The sequence below is a fragment of the Providencia sp. PROV267 genome (genome assembly GCF_028477825.1).
GTDB lineage: Bacteria > Pseudomonadota > Gammaproteobacteria > Enterobacterales > Enterobacteriaceae > Providencia > Providencia stuartii.
In genome coordinates, this window is sequence record NZ_JAMPLX010000026.1 from 36,167 (window position 1) to 57,860 (window position 21,694).

Annotated in this window: 15 protein-coding genes and 3 tRNA genes; 10 read left to right on the top strand and 8 right to left on the bottom strand. The window is 42.1% G+C overall.

Going from position 1 to position 21,694, the window contains the following annotated elements:
* The first annotated feature begins 3 nt into the window (after positions 1-3).
* From ptrA to PR709_RS17000, 4 genes are read left to right on the top strand one after another with little or no spacing between them, the layout of a single operon-like run.
* Complete coding sequence (ptrA, locus tag PR709_RS16985; protein WP_004924947.1) at positions 4-2,901, top strand: pitrilysin; 2,898 nt, start codon at positions 4-6, stop codon at positions 2,899-2,901.
* A 5-nt stretch (positions 2,902-2,906) separates the two neighbouring features.
* Positions 2,907-6,515 carry an exodeoxyribonuclease V subunit beta gene (gene recB, locus PR709_RS16990; protein WP_004924942.1) on the top strand — a complete coding sequence of 1,203 codons (3,609 nt, stop codon included), beginning with the start codon at positions 2,907-2,909 and terminating at the stop codon, positions 6,513-6,515.
* A complete protein-coding gene (recD, locus tag PR709_RS16995) occupies positions 6,515-8,371 on the top strand; it encodes an exodeoxyribonuclease V subunit alpha (protein ID WP_187367809.1) in 1,857 nt (618 codons plus the stop codon). The genes recB and recD overlap by 1 nt, the downstream gene beginning before the upstream one ends.
* A gap of 50 nt (positions 8,372-8,421) precedes the next feature.
* Positions 8,422-8,991 carry a hypothetical protein gene (locus PR709_RS17000; protein ID WP_004924935.1) on the top strand — a complete coding sequence of 190 codons (570 nt, stop codon included), beginning with the start codon at positions 8,422-8,424 and terminating at the stop codon, positions 8,989-8,991.
* Positions 8,992-9,044: 53 nt separating this feature from the next.
* Here the strand turns inward: PR709_RS17000 and argA are convergent, their stop codons facing one another.
* The gene (argA, locus tag PR709_RS17005) at positions 9,045-10,388 is read right to left on the bottom strand and encodes an amino-acid N-acetyltransferase (protein WP_014657668.1); all 1,344 of its coding nucleotides are present in this window, start codon (positions 10,386-10,388) and stop codon (positions 9,045-9,047) included.
* Positions 10,389-10,634: 246 nt separating this feature from the next.
* Here argA and amiC point away from each other — a divergent pair, with 246 nt between their 5' ends.
* On the top strand, positions 10,635-11,885 hold the full coding sequence (amiC, locus tag PR709_RS17010) for an N-acetylmuramoyl-L-alanine amidase AmiC (RefSeq protein ID WP_004924926.1): 1,251 nt from the start codon (positions 10,635-10,637) through the stop codon (positions 11,883-11,885).
* Between the two features lie 96 nt (positions 11,886-11,981).
* Here amiC and PR709_RS17015 read toward each other — a convergent pair.
* The 3 genes from PR709_RS17015 to PR709_RS17025 all read right to left on the bottom strand — a co-directional run bounded on the left by PR709_RS17015 (position 11,982) and on the right by PR709_RS17025 (position 12,272).
* Positions 11,982-12,058: transfer RNA gene (locus PR709_RS17015), tRNA-Met, on the bottom strand.
* 29 nt (positions 12,059-12,087) lie between these two features.
* Positions 12,088-12,164 (bottom strand) — tRNA-Met (locus tag PR709_RS17020).
* Between the two features lie 31 nt (positions 12,165-12,195).
* Positions 12,196-12,272 (bottom strand) — tRNA-Met (locus PR709_RS17025).
* 339 nt (positions 12,273-12,611) lie between these two features.
* Between PR709_RS17025 and mltA the strand changes: the two genes are divergently transcribed.
* Positions 12,612-13,703, top strand: coding sequence for a murein transglycosylase A (mltA, locus tag PR709_RS17030; RefSeq protein WP_004924922.1), 1,092 nt, complete (start codon positions 12,612-12,614; stop codon positions 13,701-13,703).
* 21 nt (positions 13,704-13,724) lie between these two features.
* Positions 13,725-14,543 carry a tRNA cyclic N6-threonylcarbamoyladenosine(37) synthase TcdA gene (gene tcdA, locus PR709_RS17035; protein ID WP_004924919.1) on the top strand — a complete coding sequence of 273 codons (819 nt, stop codon included), beginning with the start codon at positions 13,725-13,727 and terminating at the stop codon, positions 14,541-14,543.
* Positions 14,544-14,568: 25 nt separating this feature from the next.
* Here tcdA and csdE read toward each other — a convergent pair whose 3' ends face one another.
* On the bottom strand, positions 14,569-15,030 hold the full coding sequence (gene csdE, locus PR709_RS17040) for a cysteine desulfurase sulfur acceptor subunit CsdE (RefSeq protein ID WP_004924917.1): 462 nt from the start codon (positions 15,028-15,030) through the stop codon (positions 14,569-14,571).
* A gap of 9 nt (positions 15,031-15,039) precedes the next feature.
* Entirely contained in the window at positions 15,040-16,248 is a 1,209-nt protein-coding gene (gene csdA, locus PR709_RS17045; protein WP_004924913.1) for a cysteine desulfurase CsdA, read from the bottom strand.
* Positions 16,249-16,860: 612 nt separating this feature from the next.
* Here csdA and PR709_RS17050 point away from each other — a divergent pair.
* From PR709_RS17050 to rlmM, 3 genes are all read left to right on the top strand, one after another.
* Positions 16,861-17,802 (top strand): transcriptional regulator GcvA, encoded by a 942-nt coding sequence (locus PR709_RS17050; protein WP_004916582.1) that lies wholly within the window; start codon positions 16,861-16,863, stop codon positions 17,800-17,802.
* 145 nt (positions 17,803-17,947) lie between these two features.
* Positions 17,948-18,343 (top strand): DUF423 domain-containing protein, encoded by a 396-nt coding sequence (locus PR709_RS17055; protein WP_014657673.1) that lies wholly within the window; start codon positions 17,948-17,950, stop codon positions 18,341-18,343.
* Positions 18,336-19,433 (top strand): 23S rRNA (cytidine(2498)-2'-O)-methyltransferase RlmM, encoded by a 1,098-nt coding sequence (rlmM, locus tag PR709_RS17060; protein WP_004916579.1) that lies wholly within the window; start codon positions 18,336-18,338, stop codon positions 19,431-19,433. Before PR709_RS17055 ends, rlmM begins: the two co-directional genes overlap by 8 nt.
* An 88-nt stretch (positions 19,434-19,521) precedes the next feature.
* On the opposite strand, the gene xni is transcribed toward rlmM, so the two are convergent.
* Together xni and ppnN are read right to left on the bottom strand one after the other, a co-directional pair.
* Positions 19,522-20,280, bottom strand: coding sequence for a flap endonuclease Xni (gene xni, locus PR709_RS17065; RefSeq protein ID WP_036943252.1), 759 nt, complete (start codon positions 20,278-20,280; stop codon positions 19,522-19,524).
* A gap of 30 nt (positions 20,281-20,310) precedes the next feature.
* On the bottom strand, positions 20,311-21,678 hold the full coding sequence (gene ppnN, locus PR709_RS17070; protein ID WP_014657675.1) for a nucleotide 5'-monophosphate nucleosidase PpnN: 1,368 nt from the start codon (positions 21,676-21,678) through the stop codon (positions 20,311-20,313).
* Positions 21,679-21,694: the final 16 nt, after the last annotated feature.

A 21,694-nucleotide genomic window follows, 5' to 3' on the forward strand; every position in this document is an offset into this window, starting at 1 on the left:
AGGATGCTACGTTTATCCAAAAGTATCGCTCAATTTTTCTTGTTGTTGGCCTTAGTGGCTTGGGGGGGAGCGGTAGCCGCACAACCCCTTTGGCAAGTTTTACCTGAGACTATCAATAAGAGTGAAAATGACCCAAGAATTTATCAAGCCATCAAGTTAAATAATGGCATGGTTGTTCTATTGGTGTCCGATCCTAAAGCGACAAAGTCATTAGCGGCGGTATCCATTCCTGTTGGAAGTCTAGAAAATCCAGATAGTCAATTGGGGTTAGCGCACTATTTAGAACACATGGTGTTGATGGGATCTAAAAAATATCCAGAACCAAGCAGTTTGTCTGAGTTTTTGCAAAAACACGGTGGTAGTCATAATGCAAGTACTGCCGCTCATCGTACTGCTTATTATTTGGAAGTTGAAAATAGTGCACTTCAACAAGCAACCGATCGATTGGCTGATGCATTGGCAGATCCATTGCTCGACCCAACTAATGCAGACAGAGAGCGTAATGCGGTCAATGCTGAACTGACGATGGCGCGCTCCCGTGATGGCATGCGGTTATGGCAGGTTCGTTCGGAAACGTTAAATCCTCAGCATCCGAACTCACGTTTTTCCGGTGGGAACTTAGAGACGCTACAAGATAAACCGAACAGTAAATTACAAGCAGAGCTGGTGGGTTTTTATAAGCAATACTACTCTGCAAATTTGATGAATGGTGTGCTTTATGGCGACCAGTCTATAGAGTCATTGGCAAAAATAGCAGCAGAAACCTTTGGACGCATCCCAGATCGTCAAGTCACTGCACCATCGACAGATGTGCCAGCCGTTACAGATAACGAAAAGGGGATCATCATTCACTATGTTCCCGCTCAGCCACAAAAAGCAATTCAGCTTGAGTTTAGTATAAAAAACAATATGGCTGACTTTCGTAGTAAAAGTGATGAGTATATTGGTTACCTAATTGGGAATCGCAGCCCAGGTACGCTTGCTGATTGGTTAATATCTCAAGGGCTTGCCGAAGGGATCAGTGCGTCATCAACACCAAATGCAGATCGCAATGATGGTGTTTTCTCAATTTATATTACGTTAACCGATAAAGGGTTAGCAGAGCGCGATCAGATTATTGCGGCTGTTTTCTCTTATATCGATTTACTGAAAAAAGACGGTATTAATAAAAATTATTTTGAAGAAATTGCCAATGTACTGAATCTCTCTTTTCGTTATGGCTCCATTGTCAGAGATGTGAATTACATTGAGTGGTTATCAGACCAAATGATCAATGTACCAGTGAAGCATGTACTGGACTCAGATTATATTGCTGACAAGTATGATCCTGCTGCCATTAAGGCTCGTCTATCTGAATTAACGGCAAAAGATGCGAGGATTTGGTTTATTAGCCCGGATGAGCCTCATAACAAAAAAGCTTACTTTGTGAATGCACCTTATCAGGTTGATAAAATTACAGAAAAGCAGTTAGCACAATGGGATAAATTGGAATCTAAAATGAAATTTAGATTGCCTGAATTAAACCCATACATTCCTGATAACTTGTCATTAATTAAGGTTGATAAGACATATAAGCACCCAGAGCTTATCTATCAAACAGATAACACTCGAGTGCTCTATATGCCTAGCCAATATTTCGCGGACGAACCGAAGGCAACAATTAATTTATCTCTTAGAACGAAAGAGGGGATGCAGGATGCTAAATCGCAAGTGACAGGCGCGTTACTGCAATATATCGCTTCTTTAAAAATGGATGAATTGCAATACCAAGCATCCGTTGCTGGGATGTCTGTTTCTGTTTCCCAAGGACTTGGCTTACAGTTTAATGCGAGTGGTTATACACAGCATTTACCTGAGTTGTTTTTATCAATGACCAAGCTTTATGTCAGCTTTGAACCTACCGAAAGGGAACTGGCTCAGGCGAAATCTTGGTATCAGGAGCAAATTAAAGTTGCTAATAATGCCAAAGCTTATGAATTAGCGATGCAACCACTGCGTCGTATCGACACCGTACCTTATTTTGAGCAAGAAGAACGGTTATCAGTGCTTGATAGCATTTCGCTAAAAGATATTACAGATTATCGTAGCAAAGTTGTGGATAGTGCAGCGCTACAGGCGATGGTTATTGGTAATTTAACCGATAAACAAAGCGTGAAAGTGATCCAAGATGCCCAAAAGTTACTTAAGAGCAAAGGAACAAATTGGTGGCGTGGTGATATCGTCGTTGTTGATAAACCATATTTAGCGGATTTCCATCACCAAGCTCAAAGTACAGATAACGCTTTGGCAGAGATATTTATCCCTGAAGGCTATAGCCGTATTGAAGGGACGGTATTGTCTGGCCTTCTGTCTAATATCATTCAGCCTTGGTTTTACGATCAACTAAGAACAAATGAGCAACTTGGGTATGCGGTTTTTGCTTTCAAAGTTGGGTTAGGTGACCAGTGGGGAATTGGTTTCTTATTGCAAAGTAACGCAAAAACACCGGACTACTTGAACTCTCGTTACCAAGAGTTTTATCAAGTTGCACTCGATAAGCTGAACAAACTGCCAGCCCAAGAGTTTGAACAGTATAAACAATCGATTATTACTGAAATGAAACAACCTCCACAAACTTTCTATGAAGAGGTTGGACGTTATTCTTCAGACTTTAACCGCAATATTTTTACGTTCGATACCCGAGAGAAAGTACTCGCGTTATTTGAGAAAGTGACTCAGCAGCAAGTGATTGAGTACTACCAAAAAGCGGTGATGAAACGTCAAGGGTTAGCGTTGGCATCTCAAGTTATTGGTCAAGATGTCAATGAAAAAACAGGATATGCACCACTAAAAGGCTGGGTGTTCTATCCGAATGCGTCAGAATTTCAAAAAATCTTGCCAGTTAAGGAAGATGCGAAGTGAGTAAAATGCAGATAAGTTCCCAATTGTTAGATGCTTTTTCGTTACCATTACAAGGCCAACGGTTAATTGAAGCCTCTGCGGGTACAGGCAAAACCTATACGATAGGGATACTCTATCTGCGTTTACTATTAGGGTTAGGGGGGGAGAATGCTTTCCCCCGACCTCTTACAGTTGAAGAAATTCTCGTAGTGACATTTACAGAAGCCGCAACTAATGAATTACGAGGGCGTATACGTGAGCGAATTCATAAAATGCGCCTTGCTTGTATCCGTGATGGGGTCGGTTTCGAAAAAGAGCCGGAATATTTAGAGCTACTCTCGCAAATTCCAACACCAGAGCAACGTGAGTTTGCCATAAATTGGTTACTTACCGCTGAGCGTCAAATGGATGAAGCTGCGATTTATACCATTCATGGCTTTTGTCAGAGAATGTTAGTTCACAATGCTTTTGAATCAGGCGTTTTATTTGAACAGACGATGATCCAAGATGAACTTCCGATTCAAAAGCAAGCTTGTGCTGATTTTTGGCGGCGTCATTTCTATCCACTCGATTATTCAATGGCAAAAGTTGTTTTGTCACAATGGAATAGTCCGGAAGCATTACTGGCGGATATTAAGCCTTTTTTACAAGGTGATATGCCATACATAGTTAATGAAACGCCAAATAAAGAAACCTTTGAAGAGCGTCACCAGCGTTTAATCGAACTCATTACTCAAGTGAAGTCTTTATGGCTAGCAGGGTGCTCTGAAATTGAAAAACGGATTGTTAGCTCGGATGTTGATAAACGTAGTTATAGCTCGCGCTTTTTACCGAGCTGGTTAGATAAAATGGCACGCTGGGCAGAGGAAGAAACACAAGATTACCAACTGCCAAAAGAAATTATTCGGTTTTCGCAAGCTGCCTTACATGATAAATCGAAAAGTGGCTCAGGCCCTGAGCACGAGGTATTCGCGCTCATTGATGAACTTCTTTCGCAATCCCTAACTATTAAAGATCTGATTATTCCCGTTGCCATAACAGAAGTTAGGCAAAACATTGCCCGAGAAAAACACAGTAGAGGCGAAATGGGGTTTGATGATTTGCTCACTCGCTTAGATAACGCATTAAAAAAGCAGGGCGGAGATTACTTAGCTAAAGCCATTAGCCAGCGTTTCCCTGTTGCGATGATTGATGAGTTTCAGGATACCGACCCTCAACAATATCGTATTTTTCAGCGGATTTATCATGAGGTTGAAAATAGTGCATTGTTATTTATTGGTGACCCTAAACAAGCTATTTATGCGTTTCGCGGCGCTGATATTTTTACTTACATTGCAGCGAAAAAGCAGGTTAGTGCTCACTATACACTAGAAACTAACCATCGCTCCTCCGAGCAAATGGTTGAAGCTGTTAACCGTATTTTTAGCCATTGCGAAAAACCTTTTATTTTTGAGCAGATCCCATTTAACCCTGTCAACTTTGCAGCCAAAAATGCGGGCAAGATATTAAAGCATCATGGTCAAGCAGTAAAAGCGCTAACATTTTGGCAAATTGATGCAGAAGCGGTTTCTATTGCTGATTATGAGCAAACAATGGCATCACAATGCGCCGCACAGATCAGTCAATGGTTACAAGGGGGAGCTGAGGGAACAAGCTTATTTCAGCATAGTGATGGAAAACAACATCCGGTTTCTGCGGCTGATATTACAGTCTTGGTGAGAAGCCGACGTGAAGCAACACTGATCCGTGATGCACTCAATCAGTTGGGTATCCCATCTGTCTTCCTATCGAATAGAGAAAGTGTTTTTGCGACCCAAGAAGCGCGTGACCTTTTATGGATTTTACAAGCGGTACTGTCGCCAGAAAAAGAGCGTATTTTACGTAGTGCACTAGCAACGGGAACTTTAGGGCTAAACGCCAAAGAGATTGATGCGCTAAATTACGATGAAAAGGCATGGGAAGCGCTGGTGGATGAGTTTTCTCAATACGCGCTAATTTGGCGTAAGCGCGGGGTTCTGCCGATGCTTCGGGTTCTGATGGCGGAGCGCCATATTGCAGAATCATTGCTTTCTGCCGTGGAAGGTGAACGTCGTTTAATGGATTTGATGCATATTGGTGAACTGCTTCAAGAGATGTCTCTTCAATTAGAAGGTGAGCACACATTAGTGCGTTGGTTAACACAGCAAATTGCTCATCCTGATCATCAATCGAACGCACAGCAAATGCGTTTAGAAAGTGATAAACACCTAGTTCAAATCAGTACCATCCACAAATCAAAAGGCCTTGAATACAAGATTGTTTGGCTGCCATTTGCGAGTAATTTTTTACCACAATCAAAGGCGCTGTACCATGACAGGGAGAATTACGGCACTCATTTAGACTTAGATGATAGTGAAGAGAACGTTGCGCTTGCGGATGAAGAGCGTTTGGCGGAAGACTTACGGCTACTCTATGTTGCCTTAACACGTGCAATCTATCATTGTAGTGTTGGTATTGCGCCAATAATTAAAGGTAACCGCAAGAAAAGTGGTGAAACCGACCTACACTTATCTGCTTTGGGGTATTTAATTCAAAAGGGAGAAGCAGGGGATTTTAGCTTACTCAATAAAGGATTAGCAGAGCTCGCCGGTACTGCGATTAGTGTGGAGCGCATTGAGTATACAGAATCTATCTCAATGTCTTTTGATCAAGATGATAATGAGTCATTGTCAGCTAGGGATATTACTCGCTTCTTTGACTACTATTGGAGAGTAACCAGTTATTCAGGGTTGAGCTATAGCAGTGGTCATAGTGGCAGTGGTAATGAGCAAGCGATAAGTGCTGAGCAGCTTGCGACCTCACTGGCACCTAAAATAGATGTGGAAGCTAGCTTAGATGCCACTTTACCAGAAATCGATGAATTTACGTTGACACCACATCTGTTTCCCCGCGGAACTGCACCGGGAACTTTTCTTCATGAACTTATGGAAGAAATGGACTTTTCACAAGAGATCCCCCTTGAATGGTTAGTTGAGAAATTGCAAGGAGCAGGGTTTGATACCAAATGGGCTGACATGTTACAGGCATGGTTGGCGGCTATTGTGGATGCGCCACTGGCAGATGATGGTTTATGCTTGTCTGCATTAGCGCCTCAAGATATGTTAGATGAACTACAGTTTTATCTTCCTATTGATAACTTGCTTCAAGCTGAAGATGTTGATCGCATTACTCATCGATATGATCCGCTATCTGCGGCTTGCCCTCCGCTTAATTTTGAAAAAGTACAAGGTATTTTAAAAGGGTTTATCGATTTAACGTTTTTATGGAAAGGGAAATTTTATCTCCTTGATTATAAATCAAATTACCTCGGTGATGATGCGGCTAGCTATACGCAATCTGCGATGGCTGAAGCGATGATTGACCACCGTTATGATCTTCAATATCAATTATATTCATTAGCGCTGCATCGTTACCTTAAACAGCGATTACCTAACTATCAGTATGATGTTCATTTTGGTGGCGTCTATTACCTCTTTCTTCGTGGCATTGATCGGGTAGAGTCAAAAAATGGTATTTTTTATTATCGGCCAGAAAAGGCATTTATCGACGAACTGGACCGACTATTTCGTAACGCACAAGAGGGAAGTGAGCCATGATGAAAGCGCTGTTTAATAAAGCGCTCGAAGCGCGATTATTCACTCCCCTTGATATCCAGTTTGCTTATAACATTACACAAGAGCAAAACCCAACATTATTACTGCTTACCGCATTATTGAGTGCTGAGACGATGGCAGGGCATGTCTGCTTGTCATTATCTGATTTCAGTCAGGAAAAACTGTTTGCAGGGCGCCATCCTGAACTTGCAGACGAATTTTGGCACGCAATAGGTACACCTGATCCAGAAACCATTTATCACCTAGTTAAAAATGCCCCTTTTGTCTGCCTAGCGGGGGAAAGTGAATTATCCCCCTTGGTGTTATCGGGGGAGTTTTTATATTTTCAGCGGCTATGGCAATATGAGCAAAGTGTTTCAGACTACTTTTCACACACCGGACTACCTCAATATGATGCTCAGCGCATTAAAGGAATATTAGACGCTCTTTTCCCGCAAAGTGATGAAATTGACTGGCAAAAAATAGCTGCCGCAGTGGCTGTCACTAGCCGAGTTTCCGTGATTTCAGGGGGGCCTGGCACGGGGAAAACAACCACAGTTGCTCGAATTTTAGCGGCATTGGTTAAATTGGCTGTAGAGAATAAACAACGTATTCAAATTGAATTAGCAGCGCCGACAGGTAAAGCTGCGGCACGTTTAACAGAGTCGTTGGGGGCAGCACTCGATGACTTGTCATTGACCGATGAAGAGCGACATATGTTGCCTAATCAGGCAAAAACACTGCATAGGCTATTAGGGGCACAACCTGAAAGCCAGCAATTCCGCTATCACCGTGATAATTTATTAACACTGGATATTTTGATTGTTGACGAGGCTTCCATGGTGGATTTACCCATGATGGGTAAATTAATCGAAGCCTTGCCAGTAAATGCCAAATTGATCTTTTTAGGGGATAAAGATCAATTAGCATCCGTCGAAGCGGGGGCTGTACTTGGAGATATTTGCCAATTTGCGGATCAAGGATATAGCCCTCAACGTGCCCAAGAATTGGCTCAACTGACAGGATACGCACTCGATCACTTTACATCAAATACAGGCCCTTTGATCAGAGATAGCCTCTGCCTACTGCGTAAAAGTTACCGTTTTTCGGCTTCTTCGGGTATCGGGCAGCTTGCTTTTGCGGTTAATGATGGAGATACCAAGCGTGCTGAAAAGTTATTAAACAGCACATTAAATGACGTGCATACTTATTTACAAGAAAGTGAGGATGATTATGCACAGATGTTGATAGCGGCATCTAATTTCTATCGAGATTATCTTCTATCAGTAAAAGCTAGACAGGATCCGGCTGAGATTTTATTTAAATTTAATCAATTTCGTTTGTTGACAGCTTTGAGAGATGGCCCCTATGGTGTAACAGGGATAAACGAAAAATTAGAAAAACTGCTTCATCGGCAGGGGCTTATTCATCGGCCATTAAACCAAATAAATAAACATTATGCAGGTAGGCCAATTATGATCAGCCGAAATGATAGTCCATTAGGGCTATTTAATGGCGATATAGGGATAATCCTGCCTGATGAAGAAGGGGCACTTAGAGCTTATTTTCAGTATCCCGATGGCTCAATTAAGGGGATCCAACCTAATCGGTTGCCTTTACATGAAACAGCATATGCAATGACTGTACATAAATCACAAGGTTCAGAGTTTGCTCATACCGCCTTAGTACTACCGAAGGTATATTCACCAGTCGTCACTCGAGAGCTTGTGTATACTGCAATAACTCGCGCCAAAAAAGAACTTTCTTTGTATTGCACGATTAAGATTTTACGCCGTGCCATTGAAACACCGACGAAACGACGTAGTGGCTTAGCAATACAGCTCATGAATGTAAAATAAACGTAGTAGCCTTGGCTACATAATTAGACTTAAATGCAAAAGGTAATAATATGGATACCCAGCCAACAACGACGGCAATAACAGTCACACTTAAAGCGAGAATTCAGCCAGAAAGACGTGCAGACTTAGAAGATGCCTTTATGCATGTTATGCAAAGTATGGAAAAAGATATTCATGTGACAGGTGGTGGCACGTTACTTTCAGACAATGGTGAAATTGATGAGTGTGATATTGAGTTATCTGTTGCAGAGGCGAATGATGAAAATATCAGCTTAATTATTCAATTGTTTTCATCCATGTTGGCGCCGAAAGGATCACGTTTAGTTATTCATGGTGAAGACATTGTGATTGAATTTGGTGATGAAGAAGGGTTAGCCCTTTATTTAAATGGTACTGATTTGCCCGACGAAGTTTATGAAAATAGCGATATTAACGATATTTTCGATAAATTAGATGAGGCTGTAGAAGATATTGGTGCGATCCATGGTGTGTGGGAAGGCCCTACAGAAACAGCATTCTATTTCTATGGCGCATCATTTGCCGAAATGTCATCACTGCTACAACCTTTAATCGATAGCATACCGCTATGCCAAAAATCAAGAGTGGTACAAATCGCCTAGGTTGATTGACTAACCTGACAGTAAGTAAATTGTCAGGTTAGTCGAGCTAAAGCCTATTTATCGGCTTTTGCATGTAAATCTAGCATCAAAATTTTAGAACGGCGTTGGTAGTTATATAGCGCCTGTTTTTTCAATGGCAACATCTCAATCTCTGCGGGAATAAAGCCCCTTTCTTGGAACCAATGAATACTACGTGTGGTTAAAACAAATAGCTTTGCTAACCCTAATTGCTTAGCCTGTAGGGAAACTCGATGTAAAAGTTCTTCTCCCCGCGAAGAGCTACGGTAGTCAGGATGCACGGCGACACAAGCCATTTCCCCCAGTTTTTCTTCGGGGTAAGGGTAGAGAGCCGCACAAGCAATCACTAAGTTATCTCGTTCAATGATCGTAAATTTATCGATTTCCATCTCAAGTTGCTCCCGTGAACGTCTTACAAGGATGCCTTGCTGCTCAAGAGGGCGAATTAACTCAAGAATACCGCCGATATCATTAATATTAGCACGACGGATTTGTTCGGCGCTTTCCATGACAATTTGCGTACCAATGCCATCGCGCGAAAAGAGTTCTTGGATTAGCGAGCCATCTTCTTGATAACTTAATAAATGGCTGCGACGAACACCGCGGCGGCAAGCTTTCGCCGCGCCACGTAAAAAGCGCACAGTACCTGAATAATAATCCCCTTCGGATTCCAGCTCTTGGATCCTATCTTCGGCTTCATCGGGGAATAATTCTGATAAAATATTGCCATCTTTATCAGCGACTCCTTGTGAAGAACAAAAGCCGATTAACTTTTCAGCCTTCATTTTCACTGCGAGTTGAGTGGCTATTTCCTCAGAAGTGAGATTAAAACTTTCACCAGTAACAGACACGGCAACCGGACCAATAAGTACGATAGAGCCATTATCCAGTTGTTTATTGATAGCATCTTCATCAATGCGGCGGATACGCCCGCTATGGCAGTAATCAACGCCATCATCCACACCGAGTGGTTGCGCGATCACAAAGTTACCGCTGACAACACTAATATGAGCGCCTTGTAAAGGTGTGTTACTCAGACTCATCGATAAACGAGCCGTAATATCAAGTAATAAGGCACCAGAGGCTTGCTTAACGTATTCAAGTGTATTCGCATCCGTTACGCGGGTATGTTTATGATAAACAGCCTCATAATTATGCTCGGCTAAAATATCTTCGATTTGAGGGCGAGCGCCGTAAACTACGATAATGCGGATACCAAGACTATGTAATAATCCTATATCATTGACAATACTCGGAAAATTCTCATGCGCAATTGCTTCTCCACCAAGCATAATAATAAATGTTTTGCCACGGTGGGCATTGATATAAGGAACCGAATGGCGAAACTCATCTACCAATTCGGTGCTGCGCTCTTTCATAACCACCCTCTTAACTGAATTTTTATTCGCTATTAATGTATTTTTATTCTTTTTAGCGATAAATATCAAGCAAAATATAGGATAAGACTTGTAACATTTTTATTATTTGGGTTTACATATCTCTATATTTAAATGTGTATTCTTGATGACAGTATGCGAATGATTCGCTAGAGTTTATGTTTCTGGCCTCTATTTGGCTTTTGTTCTAAAATCACCTGATATTCAGTTTTAGGTTCGGAATTATTGATGAGTCACCCAGATCACTCTCCATCTAAACGCCGCCTTTTACAAGGAGCGGCAGCGGTTATGTTGCTTAGTGTCAGCCCATTTGGCTTTGCTGCGAATACAAATGTGATCGCAGTACGTATCTGGCCTGCATCAAGTTATACGCGCGTGACGCTAGAATCGAGTGCTCCATTAAAATATCGCCAGTTGGTACTGCATAACCCTGAACGCATCGTTATCGATTTGGAAGGGGTACAGCTGAACAACATTCTGAAGCAGATGGGAACTCAAATCCAATCTCGCGACCCGCATTTAAAATTAGTACGGGTCGGGCAGTTTGATCCAAAAACAGTGCGTCTTGTTTTTGAAGTCAAAAATAAAGTCAGCCCACAGATTTTTACTATCGCGCCCGTTGCTGAATTTAAAAACCGTTTGGTGTTAGATTTCTATCCGGGTAAAGGGGTAGAAACATCGGACGATCCATTGCTTGCCTTATTGGAAGATTATAATAAAGGCGATTTAGAAGAGAAAATGCCTGCTCAGGCGAAGAAACCGGGTAAAGCAGGTCGAGATCGCCCCATTATTATTATGATTGACCCAGGGCATGGGGGGGAAGATCCCGGCGCAATGGGGAAATACAAAACGCGAGAAAAAGATGTGGTTTTACAAATCGCTCGCCGTTTGAAAGCGTTAATCGATAAAGATCCCAAAATGCGTGCCTATATGACTCGTAACGAGGATGTATTTATTCCATTGAAGGTTAGGGTCGCTAAGGCTCGAAAAATGCAGGCAGACTTGTTTGTTTCGATTCACGCTGATGCCTTTACCAATCGCTCAGCTCACGGTTCATCTGTGTTTGCCTTATCGACTAAAGGTGCCACCAGTAATACCGCTCGTTACCTCGCTCAGACACAGAACGAGGCTGACTTAATTGGTGGGGTGAGCAAAAGTGGTGATGTTTACCTTGACCATACCATGCTTGATTTAGTGCAAACAGCAACCATTAATGACAGCCTCAAATTTGGTGATGAGGTTTTAAAGCGCATGGGCAAAGTCAATCGGCTACATAAAAATAAAGTTGATCAGGCAGGCTTTGCGGTATTGAAGGCGCCGGAGATCCCTTCAATCTTGGTTGAAACAGCCTTTATCAGTAACTTAGAAGAAGAGCGTAAATTGAAAACCGCGAAGTTCCAGCAGCAGATGGCGGAATCTATCTTCCAAGGGATTAAAGCCTATTTTCGTAATGGCGGCGAATTAGCGATTAGAAATTAGCCGCTAGAATAAAATCGATAAATTAGAAAAGGTGACTGGCTGAAAAGTGAGTTGCCTTTTTTATTATTGCATTGATTTAATAGGAAAAATAAGAATTGGTTGCGGGGGCCGGATTTGAACCAACGACCTTCGGGTTATGAGCCCGACGAGCTACCAAGCTGCTCCACCCCGCGACTGAAGAGGTAAATATAACAGGGGATATTGGTTGCGGGAGCCGGATTTGAACCGACGACCTTCGGGTTATGAGCCCGACGAGCTACCAGGCTGCTCCATCCCGCGCCTGAAATATTTTTGATACTAATTTGAAGATTGGTTGCGGGGGCCGGATTTGAACCGACGACCTTCGGGTTATGAGCCCGACGAGCTACCAAGCTGCTCCACCCCGCGTCCGATAGCGGGCACTATACTCGGGATGAGATCTGATGCAAGTTTTTTTGTGTATTTTTTTCAAATTTCCGCATAGATAGAACAAAATATACACTCAATGGTCAAATATTAATCATTTTAATGGAGCGGTGAGATTGATTAACAGGCAATAGGCTAAATCCTTTTTTTAGAGTCGATGATAAAAAATAAATGTGAATTATCCATTGCGGGGAAAAATAATAACCAGTAATAAGTCCACAATTTGTACGGCGATAGGAGAGTAAGTATTTTTAGCCGTTTCATTCTTTATGTGGGTTTGCTATTGTGCGCTTCATATTGGATTGGAGTGGGCGGTATAACATGAAATTATGGCAAAAATGGTGTGTAGCAGGTGCGTTTGTATCTTTACTTGTTGGCTGTCAATCTCACCCGACAGATCAAGGGCAGCAGTATAAAGATGGACGTTTAAAGCAAGATCTTCAGCAAGTAAGCCAAGTAAATGTTCAAGGGCGCCCAATCAATTCACAAGATTTTTATCGGCAAGTTAATGAAATCAAGAATGCGTCACCGCGTTTGTTTCAAGGTAACAATGATACCTATCATGCGATTGAAAACTGGCTAGTTGCAGGGGGAGATCCTAAAAAACTGGCGAGTTTCAACTTAACCGCCTTTCAAATGGAAGGGGTGGATAATTATGGTAACGTACAATTTACTGGGTATTACACGCCGGTTATCCAAGCTCGCCGTACCAAACAGGGGGAATTTCAGCACCCACTTTATGCAATGCCACCTAAAGGGAAAAAACGCCTCCCCAGCCGAGCCGCGATATACAATGGTGCTTTAAGCGATAAACTCATTCTAGCCTACAGTAACTCCGCCATGGATAACTTTATGATGGAAGTTCAAGGTAGCGGCTATGTGGATTTTGGTGATGGTAGCCCGCTGAATTTCTTTGGTTATGCGGGGAAAAATGGGCATGCTTATAAGAGCATAGGTAAAGTGCTTGTCGATCGTGGTGAAGTGCCGTTAGAGAAAATGTCACTGCAAGCGATCCACGATTGGGCGAATAGCCATAGCGAACAAGAAGTGCGCGAATTACTCGAACAAAATGCTTCCTTTGTTTTCTTCAAACCACAATCATTTGTTCCTGTCAGAGGCGCTAGTGCAGTACCGTTAATTGCTAAAGCATCAGTCGCATCGGATAAAACACTTATTCCGCCAGGCACAGCGCTATTAGCAGAAATACCTGTACTTGATAATGCAGGGAAATTTACGGGACGCTATGAAATGCGTATGATGATTGCCCTAGATGTTGGTGGTGCAATTAAAGGACATCATTTCGATATCTATCATGGAACAGGTCATGAAGCAGGTAGAATGGCCGGTTTTTATAATCATTACGGAAGAGTGTGGGTGTTGAAAAAGAGCCAGCCACTTTTCGGTCATATGTAGTTATTAAGGTTACTATTTACTATGCAAACTAAGCTTTCAGATGCTTGGATGCAGCGTTTTGCTGGGATCGGACGTCTTTATGGACAGCAAGCGCTATCACTTTTTGCTCGTTCTCATATTTGTGTTATTGGGATTGGGGGCGTCGGCGTTTGGGCTGCGGAAGCACTCGCACGGACGGGAATAGGGCAGATTACCCTGATTGATATGGATGATATCTGTATCACTAATACCAATCGTCAGTTACATGCACTTAAATCCACAGTGGGTCAGCCAAAAGTTGAAGTCATGAAAGCACGGATTTTAGAAATAAATCCTGAATGCGTTGTGAATATCGTGGATGATTTTGTGAGCGTAGATAATGTGGCTGAGCTGCTCTCTACGGGGTTTGATTATGTTATTGATGCCATCGATAGTGTCAGGCCGAAGGCGGCTCTGTTGGCCTACTGTCGGCGTTATAAAGTCCCCGTTGTAACGACAGGGGGCGCAGGAGGGCAAATCGACCCAACTCAGATCCAAGTAACAGACTTAGCGAAAACGATCCAAGATCCCCTTGCCGCAAAATTACGTGAGCGCCTGAAATCCGATTTTAATGTTGTTAAAAATAGCAAAGGTAAATTAGGCATAGACTGCGTATTTTCAACAGAGCAATTAGTTTATCCGCAAAGTGATGGCTCCGTCTGTGCGGCTAAAAGTACCGCTGACGGCTCTAAAAGAATGGATTGCGCTTCAGGCTTTGGGGCGGCAACGATGGTGACAGCAAGTTTTGGTTTTATTGCAGTATCACATGCTCTGAAGAAGATGGTCGCAAAATTAGAGCGGGAAAATTCGCTCAAAAGCTGAGGCTATTTTCATAGCCTCTAGTACATTATTCGGCAGGTGTCATTTCGCTGGCAAAGTTGCGAATAGTCGTTATTAATGCGGCTATTCCATTTTGTCGTGATTCACTGAGTTGGCCAGATAACCCAGTTCTATTCAAAATATCCTCAAAATCGACAGCGAGGATCGCTTGGCTATTTTTTTGTTCCACTGCGGCTAATAAAATCGCAAATAGCCCTTTAACAACGCGTCCTTCACTATCGCCATAAAAATGAAATGTTTGGTCATCGTTGAGTCTTGCACCAATCCACACTCTGTTTTCGCAACCTTTCACTTCCTGAGTCTGCTGCTTTTGCTCATCAGTCAGAGTCGGTAGTTGACGAGCGAGTTGGATAAGCAAGCGATATTTATCTTCCCACGCTTTTTGTGCTGAAAATTGTTCAATAATCTCTTCAATTTTCAGCGTCGTACCGAAAGGGTGTGGAACAAATGTCGATATTATTGAAGTCATTCGGCTTCCTTATTCATCATTCAGTATTGAGAGTGCAAATTTTACTGCGTTAATAAATTTATCAATATCTTGCTGATCATTGTAAGGCATGACAGAGATGCGTAAGCAGCCTGTAATAGCAATTGCATCCATTAATGGTTGCGTACAATGTTGCCCATAGCGTAATGCAATTTTTTGTTCAGTCAACAATAGGCCCAAATCGCTATGATGTATGCCAGCGAAATTAAAGGAAAGTAGCGGAGTATTAGGCTGGCTATAGCAGATAAACCCCTCTAATTTGCTGAGTTCTTCGTATGCGTAGTGGATGAGTGAACAACAATAGGCCTCAGATTGGTGTAAATCGATGTGAGATAACCAGTCAAGAGTGGCCGAAAAGGCAATGACGCCAGCAATATTTGGTGTGCCAGCTTCAAAACAATAAGGAACAGGAGCGGGAGTAAAGCCCTCAAAATTAACTTCTGATAACATTTTACCGCCACCATGCCATGGTGACATCGCAGCCAACAATCGTGGTTTACCATAGCAAACGCCAAGCCCAGTTGGGCCATATAATTTATGGGCGGAGAAAGCATAAAAATCGATATTCAAAGCGGTGACATCAATTGGGGCATGTACCACACCTTGTGCGCCATCAACGACAACGAGCGCCCCAGCCGCATGAGCTAGTGACGTTACTGCTGCTAAATTTGGTTGATAGCCTGTTACGTTTGACATCTGGGTGATAGCGATCACTTTGCTACGTGGATTAAGTAGCGGCTTAAGGCTTTCAATATCGAGGGTGTAGTGTTGAGTGACAGGCCATTTGACAATTTTTGCACCAGTTTGCTGTGCAAGAATCAGCCAAGGTAATAAATTAGAGTGGTGTTCTAATTCGCTAACAATAATTTCATCATTTGCTGTTAAATGATTTCTAAAATAACTTTGGGCAATAAGGTTAATGGACTCGGTGGTTCCTCGGGTCCAAATAATGGTATTTTCACTCTCTGCATTAATCAATTTCGCGACACGTTTCCTGCCTTGTTCATAATTTTCAGTAATTCGTAACGACTCTGGAGATTGACCTCGATAAACTGAACTGCCAGAGTGACGGTAATAGTTATCTGCGGCTTCAATCATTGAGTTTGGTTTTAAGGCTGTTGCTGCACTATCAAGATGAATCGTTTGAGAATTGATAGCTGGAAATTGTTTTCGAAATTGTGTTGCAGAAAAATGGTACATTATATGTGTTCTTTATCTAAATATTTGGCGTTTGGTTTGTAATCATAATTATTGATGATATTCTCGATTTATTCATCGAAATCTTTTGTTACATTTAATTTTACCGCTGGTTTTTATTAGAGCTTTAGAAAAAATTAGGGAAATGATTATGCCTTTTACTGCATATTGCAATCATTTTTCTTTTGTCTTTTCGGTGATCTCATCTTTGGATGGGGAAAATTCAAGAATTATCTTAAATATTTAACTGATAATATTTTTTGTAAACTGGTTAAAACCTGTCTTGAAAATGTTATTTGCAATTGTTAGGCAAAAAAAAGCACCGCAATTAAAGCGGTGCATCATAAAATCACTATGGACAGACAGGGTAAATGTACAGGAAGTGAAAAAAAACAGTAGCTAAAGCTACAAAGTCTGGCATTCCCAGACAACTTGCAAACACAACATCACAACCACAAAGCCAAAAGTTTCAAAGTAACTAAACTCTGTAACTTTTCGTTCCGGCTTAGGAAGTGTGCATACTATAGGTATTTACTGGCGTATCCTCAATGGACAATTTATAATGCTTCGGATGAGAAAAACTAATGCGTATAACCCTATCAAGTAGAAGTGATTATGTCTAAAAGATTACCGCCACTTAATGCGTTAAGAGTGTTTGATGCCGCCGCTCGTCATTTAAGTTTTACTAAAGCGGCGGAAGAGTTGTTTGTGACCCAAGCCGCTGTGAGTCACCAAATGAAAAGTTTGGAAGATTTCCTCGGGTTAAAGTTATTTCGCCGGCGCAATCGTTCTTTGCTGTTAACAGAAGAAGGCCAAAGTTATTATCTTGATATTAAAGAGATATTTTCTTCTATTAATGAGGCGACAAGGAAATTACAGGCGCGAAGTGCTAAGGGAGCATTAACGGTTAGTTTATCCCCTAGTTTTGCAATACAGTGGCTTGTCCCGCGTCTTTCTAGCTTTAACCAAGCTTATCCGGGGATTGATGTTCGTATTCAGGCCGTTGATAGGGAAGAAGATAAATTAGCGGATGATGTTGATGTGGCTATTTTCTATGGGCGAGGAAATTGGTCTGGTCTAAGGACGGATAGGCTGTATGCTGAATATTTAATGCCAGTTTGTTCTCCGTTATTATTAACGGGGGCGCATCAATTAAAGCAGCCTGAAGACTTAGTCAATCATACGTTATTACATGATTCTTCTCGTCGGGATTGGCAAGCTTATATTCGCCAATTAGAATTGCACAATATTATCAATGTACAACAAGGCCCTATTTTTAGTCATAGTGCTATGGTCATTCAAGCCGCAGTACATGGTCAGGGTGTCGCTTTAACAAATAATGTTATGGCAAAAAATGAAATTGATGCAGGTCGTTTGGTTTGCCCATTCAACGAGGTATTGGTGAGTAAAAACGCGTTTTACCTTGTTTGTCAGGAAAACCAAGCTGATTTGGGAAAAATAGCTGCATTTCGTCAATGGATCTTGACTCAAGCAGCAAGCGAGCAAGAAAAACTGGGGTTTATTACGGGTGACCAAGATATGGCGCTTATTCAGTAATCATATATACCCGTTATTTTTCAAGTTGCAGTTGGTTGCATAGATAGGTAAAACGGCACTCAGTTTATCGTGTTTATCGGGATTTTAAATTAACCCCTTGATGCAACTGGGATTATTTAGGGTATGGTTAATAAAAGGTGTTACTGTGAATAGTCGTTTGATGTTAATTTTTGCTGGGATTAGTGGCTTTTTTACTGTGGCTTTTGGTGCCATTGGCTCTCATGCGCTTTCGTCGATTATGAGTGCTCATCAGATGGAATGGATTGAAATCGGTTTGCGGTATCAGATGCTACATACAGTAGCTTTAATGGTGCTAGGGGCGATTTTATTGCGTAAAGTGGTTCTATGGTTTTACTGGTGTGGCGTTTTTTTCGCCGTAGGCATACTTCTTTTCAGTGGTAGCCTTTATTGTATGGCCTTGTTACAGGTAAAATACTTTTCCTATTTTACGCCAATAGGGGGAGTTTGTTTTCTTATTGGCTGGCTGTTGGTCGTTATCGGCGCTATGCGTCTAAGGAAACCGGCGTTACGCCATGAGTAATAAAATTGCATTATATTGCCGTCCAGGCTTTGAAAAAGAGTGTGCGGCCGAAATTACAGATAAAGCTGGGCAAAAAGAGGTTTATGGTTTTGCGCGCGTCAAAGAAAATAGCGGTTATGTTATTTTTGAATGCTATCAAGCTGAAGATGCCGATAAACTTGCCCGCGAGCTACCTTTTCGTGAGCTGATTTTTGCTCGTCAAATGTTTGTGGTTGGGGAACTGCTTAAAGATTTACCTCCAGAAGATCGTGTTACCCCCATTGTGAATGCGCTGAGCCAGCAGGTTGAACGAGCAGGCGATCTTCGCGTTGAAGTTGCTGATACTAATGAAAGCAAAGAGTTGATGAAATTTTGCCGTAAATTTACGGTGCCTTTGCGTAATGCTTTACGACAAGAAAAAGTTTTACTGGCTAAAGAGAATTTCAAACGTCCGGTTATCCATGTTTTCTTTATTGCTTCAGGCTGTTGTTATACCGGATATTCTTACAGTTCGAATAGCTCGCCATTTTATATGGGGATCCCTCGGCTTAAGTTTCCATCGGATGCACCTAGTCGCTCAACATTGAAATTAGAAGAGGCATTTCACATATTTATCCCTTACGATGAGTGGGATGAGCGGCTAGCAAGCGGTATGAATGCGGTGGATCTTGGTGCATGTCCGGGGGGATGGACCTACCAATTAGTTAAGCGCAGTATGATGGTTCATGCCGTGGATAATGGTCCGATGGCGCAAAGCTTGATGGACACGGGGCAAGTCAGGCACCATCAAGTCGATGGTTTTAAATTCGAGCCAAATACGAAAAATATTACTTGGTTAGTGTGTGATATGGTTGAAAAACCGGCGAAAGTCGCTGCGTTAATCACGGAGTGGCTATTGCATGGGTGGTGCCGTGAAACCATTTTCAACTTAAAGCTACCGATGAAAAAGCGCTATGAGGAAGTGTCTCATATCCTTGAAAAGATGCGTACACAATTGGCAGAAAATGGCATCAATGTGCGGATCCAAGCGAAACAGCTGTACCATGACCGCGAAGAAATTACCGTTCATGTACAACGTATTTGGTCTGCTTATGCACCAATACGCGACTAAATCTGATATTTAGTAAGAACATATCATATAGCAAAAACTGCTTCCTAAACGCTGGTTAACAGTGAATGAAGAGGCAGTTTTTTATTGCTTATGGTTTGGGGTGATAGCGCAATTGGTTCAGGTTCCCTTGCAACTGAATATCTGTTCTTAAGGTTGCAATATCGCGGCAAACTTTTGCTATATCAAACTGACCAATAAGCTTTTTTCTCCATTTTTCATCAACGCTATCTAAATGAGCAAATAAGTTCTCAATGGAGTGGTATTGTTGTAGCAGTTGTGTGGCACTTTTAGCACCAATTCCCGCGACACCAGGCACTTTACTGCTGCTGATCCCCGCTAACCCCCAGTAATCAGGTAATTGGCAAGGTTTTACGCCAAATTCTTTTTCGATAAAAGGCACATCTAACCAGCGTTTTTGAAAATAGTCGCGAATACGAATTGAAGGCGACAGTAGTTGGCAATAGCCTTTATCAGTAGAAACGATAGTGACAGTTTGCCCTGCATCGGCGATTTTCTTGGCTAAAGTTGCCGCTAAATCATCCGCTTCGTCACCACTTGATTGCCAGCAGTGGACGCCTTTTGCTTCGAATTGTTTGACTAATGAAGGTAGCTCAGCATATAAATTTTCAGGCATGGGCTGACGGCCTGCTTTATAGTCAGGCAGTTTTTCATGCCGCCAGCTATTGTGCCTACCTTCCTCATCGAATACTGCAACAATATGGGTCGGTGAGGTGTGAGAGATAAGCTGTGCTACCGCAGATAAGCAGGCATCGCCGCAAGGACTGCCTTGTACGGCATGTATGCGGCGAATTAAATTAAGTGCATCAATTATCAGTAAGTGGATCATAAAATTTACGCCATCCTTGGCCTCATTATATTATTTCACTATTTCGTAGCAAGGCTCATAGGCTGTTCCACCCGGCAGTTTCATTCGATGTTGGTCGACAAAACCGCGCAGTAGAATATCCATGCGTTGCATAATTTCTTTATCACCATGAATTTTAAACGGGCCATACTGTTCAATAGCCTTCATACCGACTTCTTTCACGTTACCCGCAACGATACCAGAGAAGGCTCTTCTAAGATCAGAGGCCAGTTTTTCTGGTGATTGGCCTGGATACAGATTCAGTGACGCCATATTTTCATGAGTCGGCTCGAAAGGATGCTGTAATTCAGGGTTGATCTTAATTGACCAGTTAAAGCTATAAGCATCGCCTGTGCTACGACGGTTGTCTTTCACCAATGGCATGTGTTTTTTCATTACACGAGCGACTTCTTGGGGATCATCAATGATGATTTGATAGTGTTTGCTGGCTTCTTCACCAAGTGTATGACGAATAAAATCATCTAACACAGAGAAGTACTCAGCACTTTCTTTTGGCCCCGTTAAAACCAATGGCAATACTTGTTCGCTATTTTCAGGATCCATCAAAATGCCTAGTAAATAGAGAAGCTCTTCTGCTGTACCGACGCCCCCAGGGAAAATAATGATCCCATGCGCTAAGCGAACGAACGCTTCAAGGCGCTTTTCGATATCAGGCATGATGATAAGCTCATTGACTAAAGGGTTAGGTGGCTCAGCAGCAATGATAGATGGCTCTGTTAGGCCGATAAAACGGCTATTTTTATAGCGTTGTTGAGCATGGCCAACAGCCGCCCCTTTCATTGGGGCTTCCATGGCTCCGGGGCCACAACCTGTGCAGATATTTAGCTCTCTTAAACCAAGCTCATTACCGACTTTACGGCCATATAGGTACTCGGTTTCGTTGATAGAGTGACCACCCCAGCAAACAATCATGCTTGGATCTTCATCAAGATGCAGTGTACGCGCGTTACGTAATATAGAGAAAATGACGTTAGTTAGGTGAGTGCCATTTCCCAGATCTAAATGCATTTTTTGCTCTGCATTGATGATTTGAGCATGAACAAAGAGGATATCACGCAGTACCGCAAACAGGTTTGCTTGTATAGAACGGATGATTTTACCATCGACAAAAGCATCTTGAGGTGGGTTAATTAGCTCAAGTTTGACACCGCGCTCACGTCGTAATACGTTGATATCGAAGTCAGTATGCTTATCCAATAAATCTTTACTGTTGTCTGTTAAGCTCCCTGAATTTAAAACCGCTAATGAGCAGTTTCTGAACAAGCGATACAAATGACTGCTTGCGGTACGCTTTAACATATCAACTTCAAGTTGAGATAAGAGATCCATGGATCCTAATGGACTGATATGAGTAATCATTTTTTTCCCTTTTAAA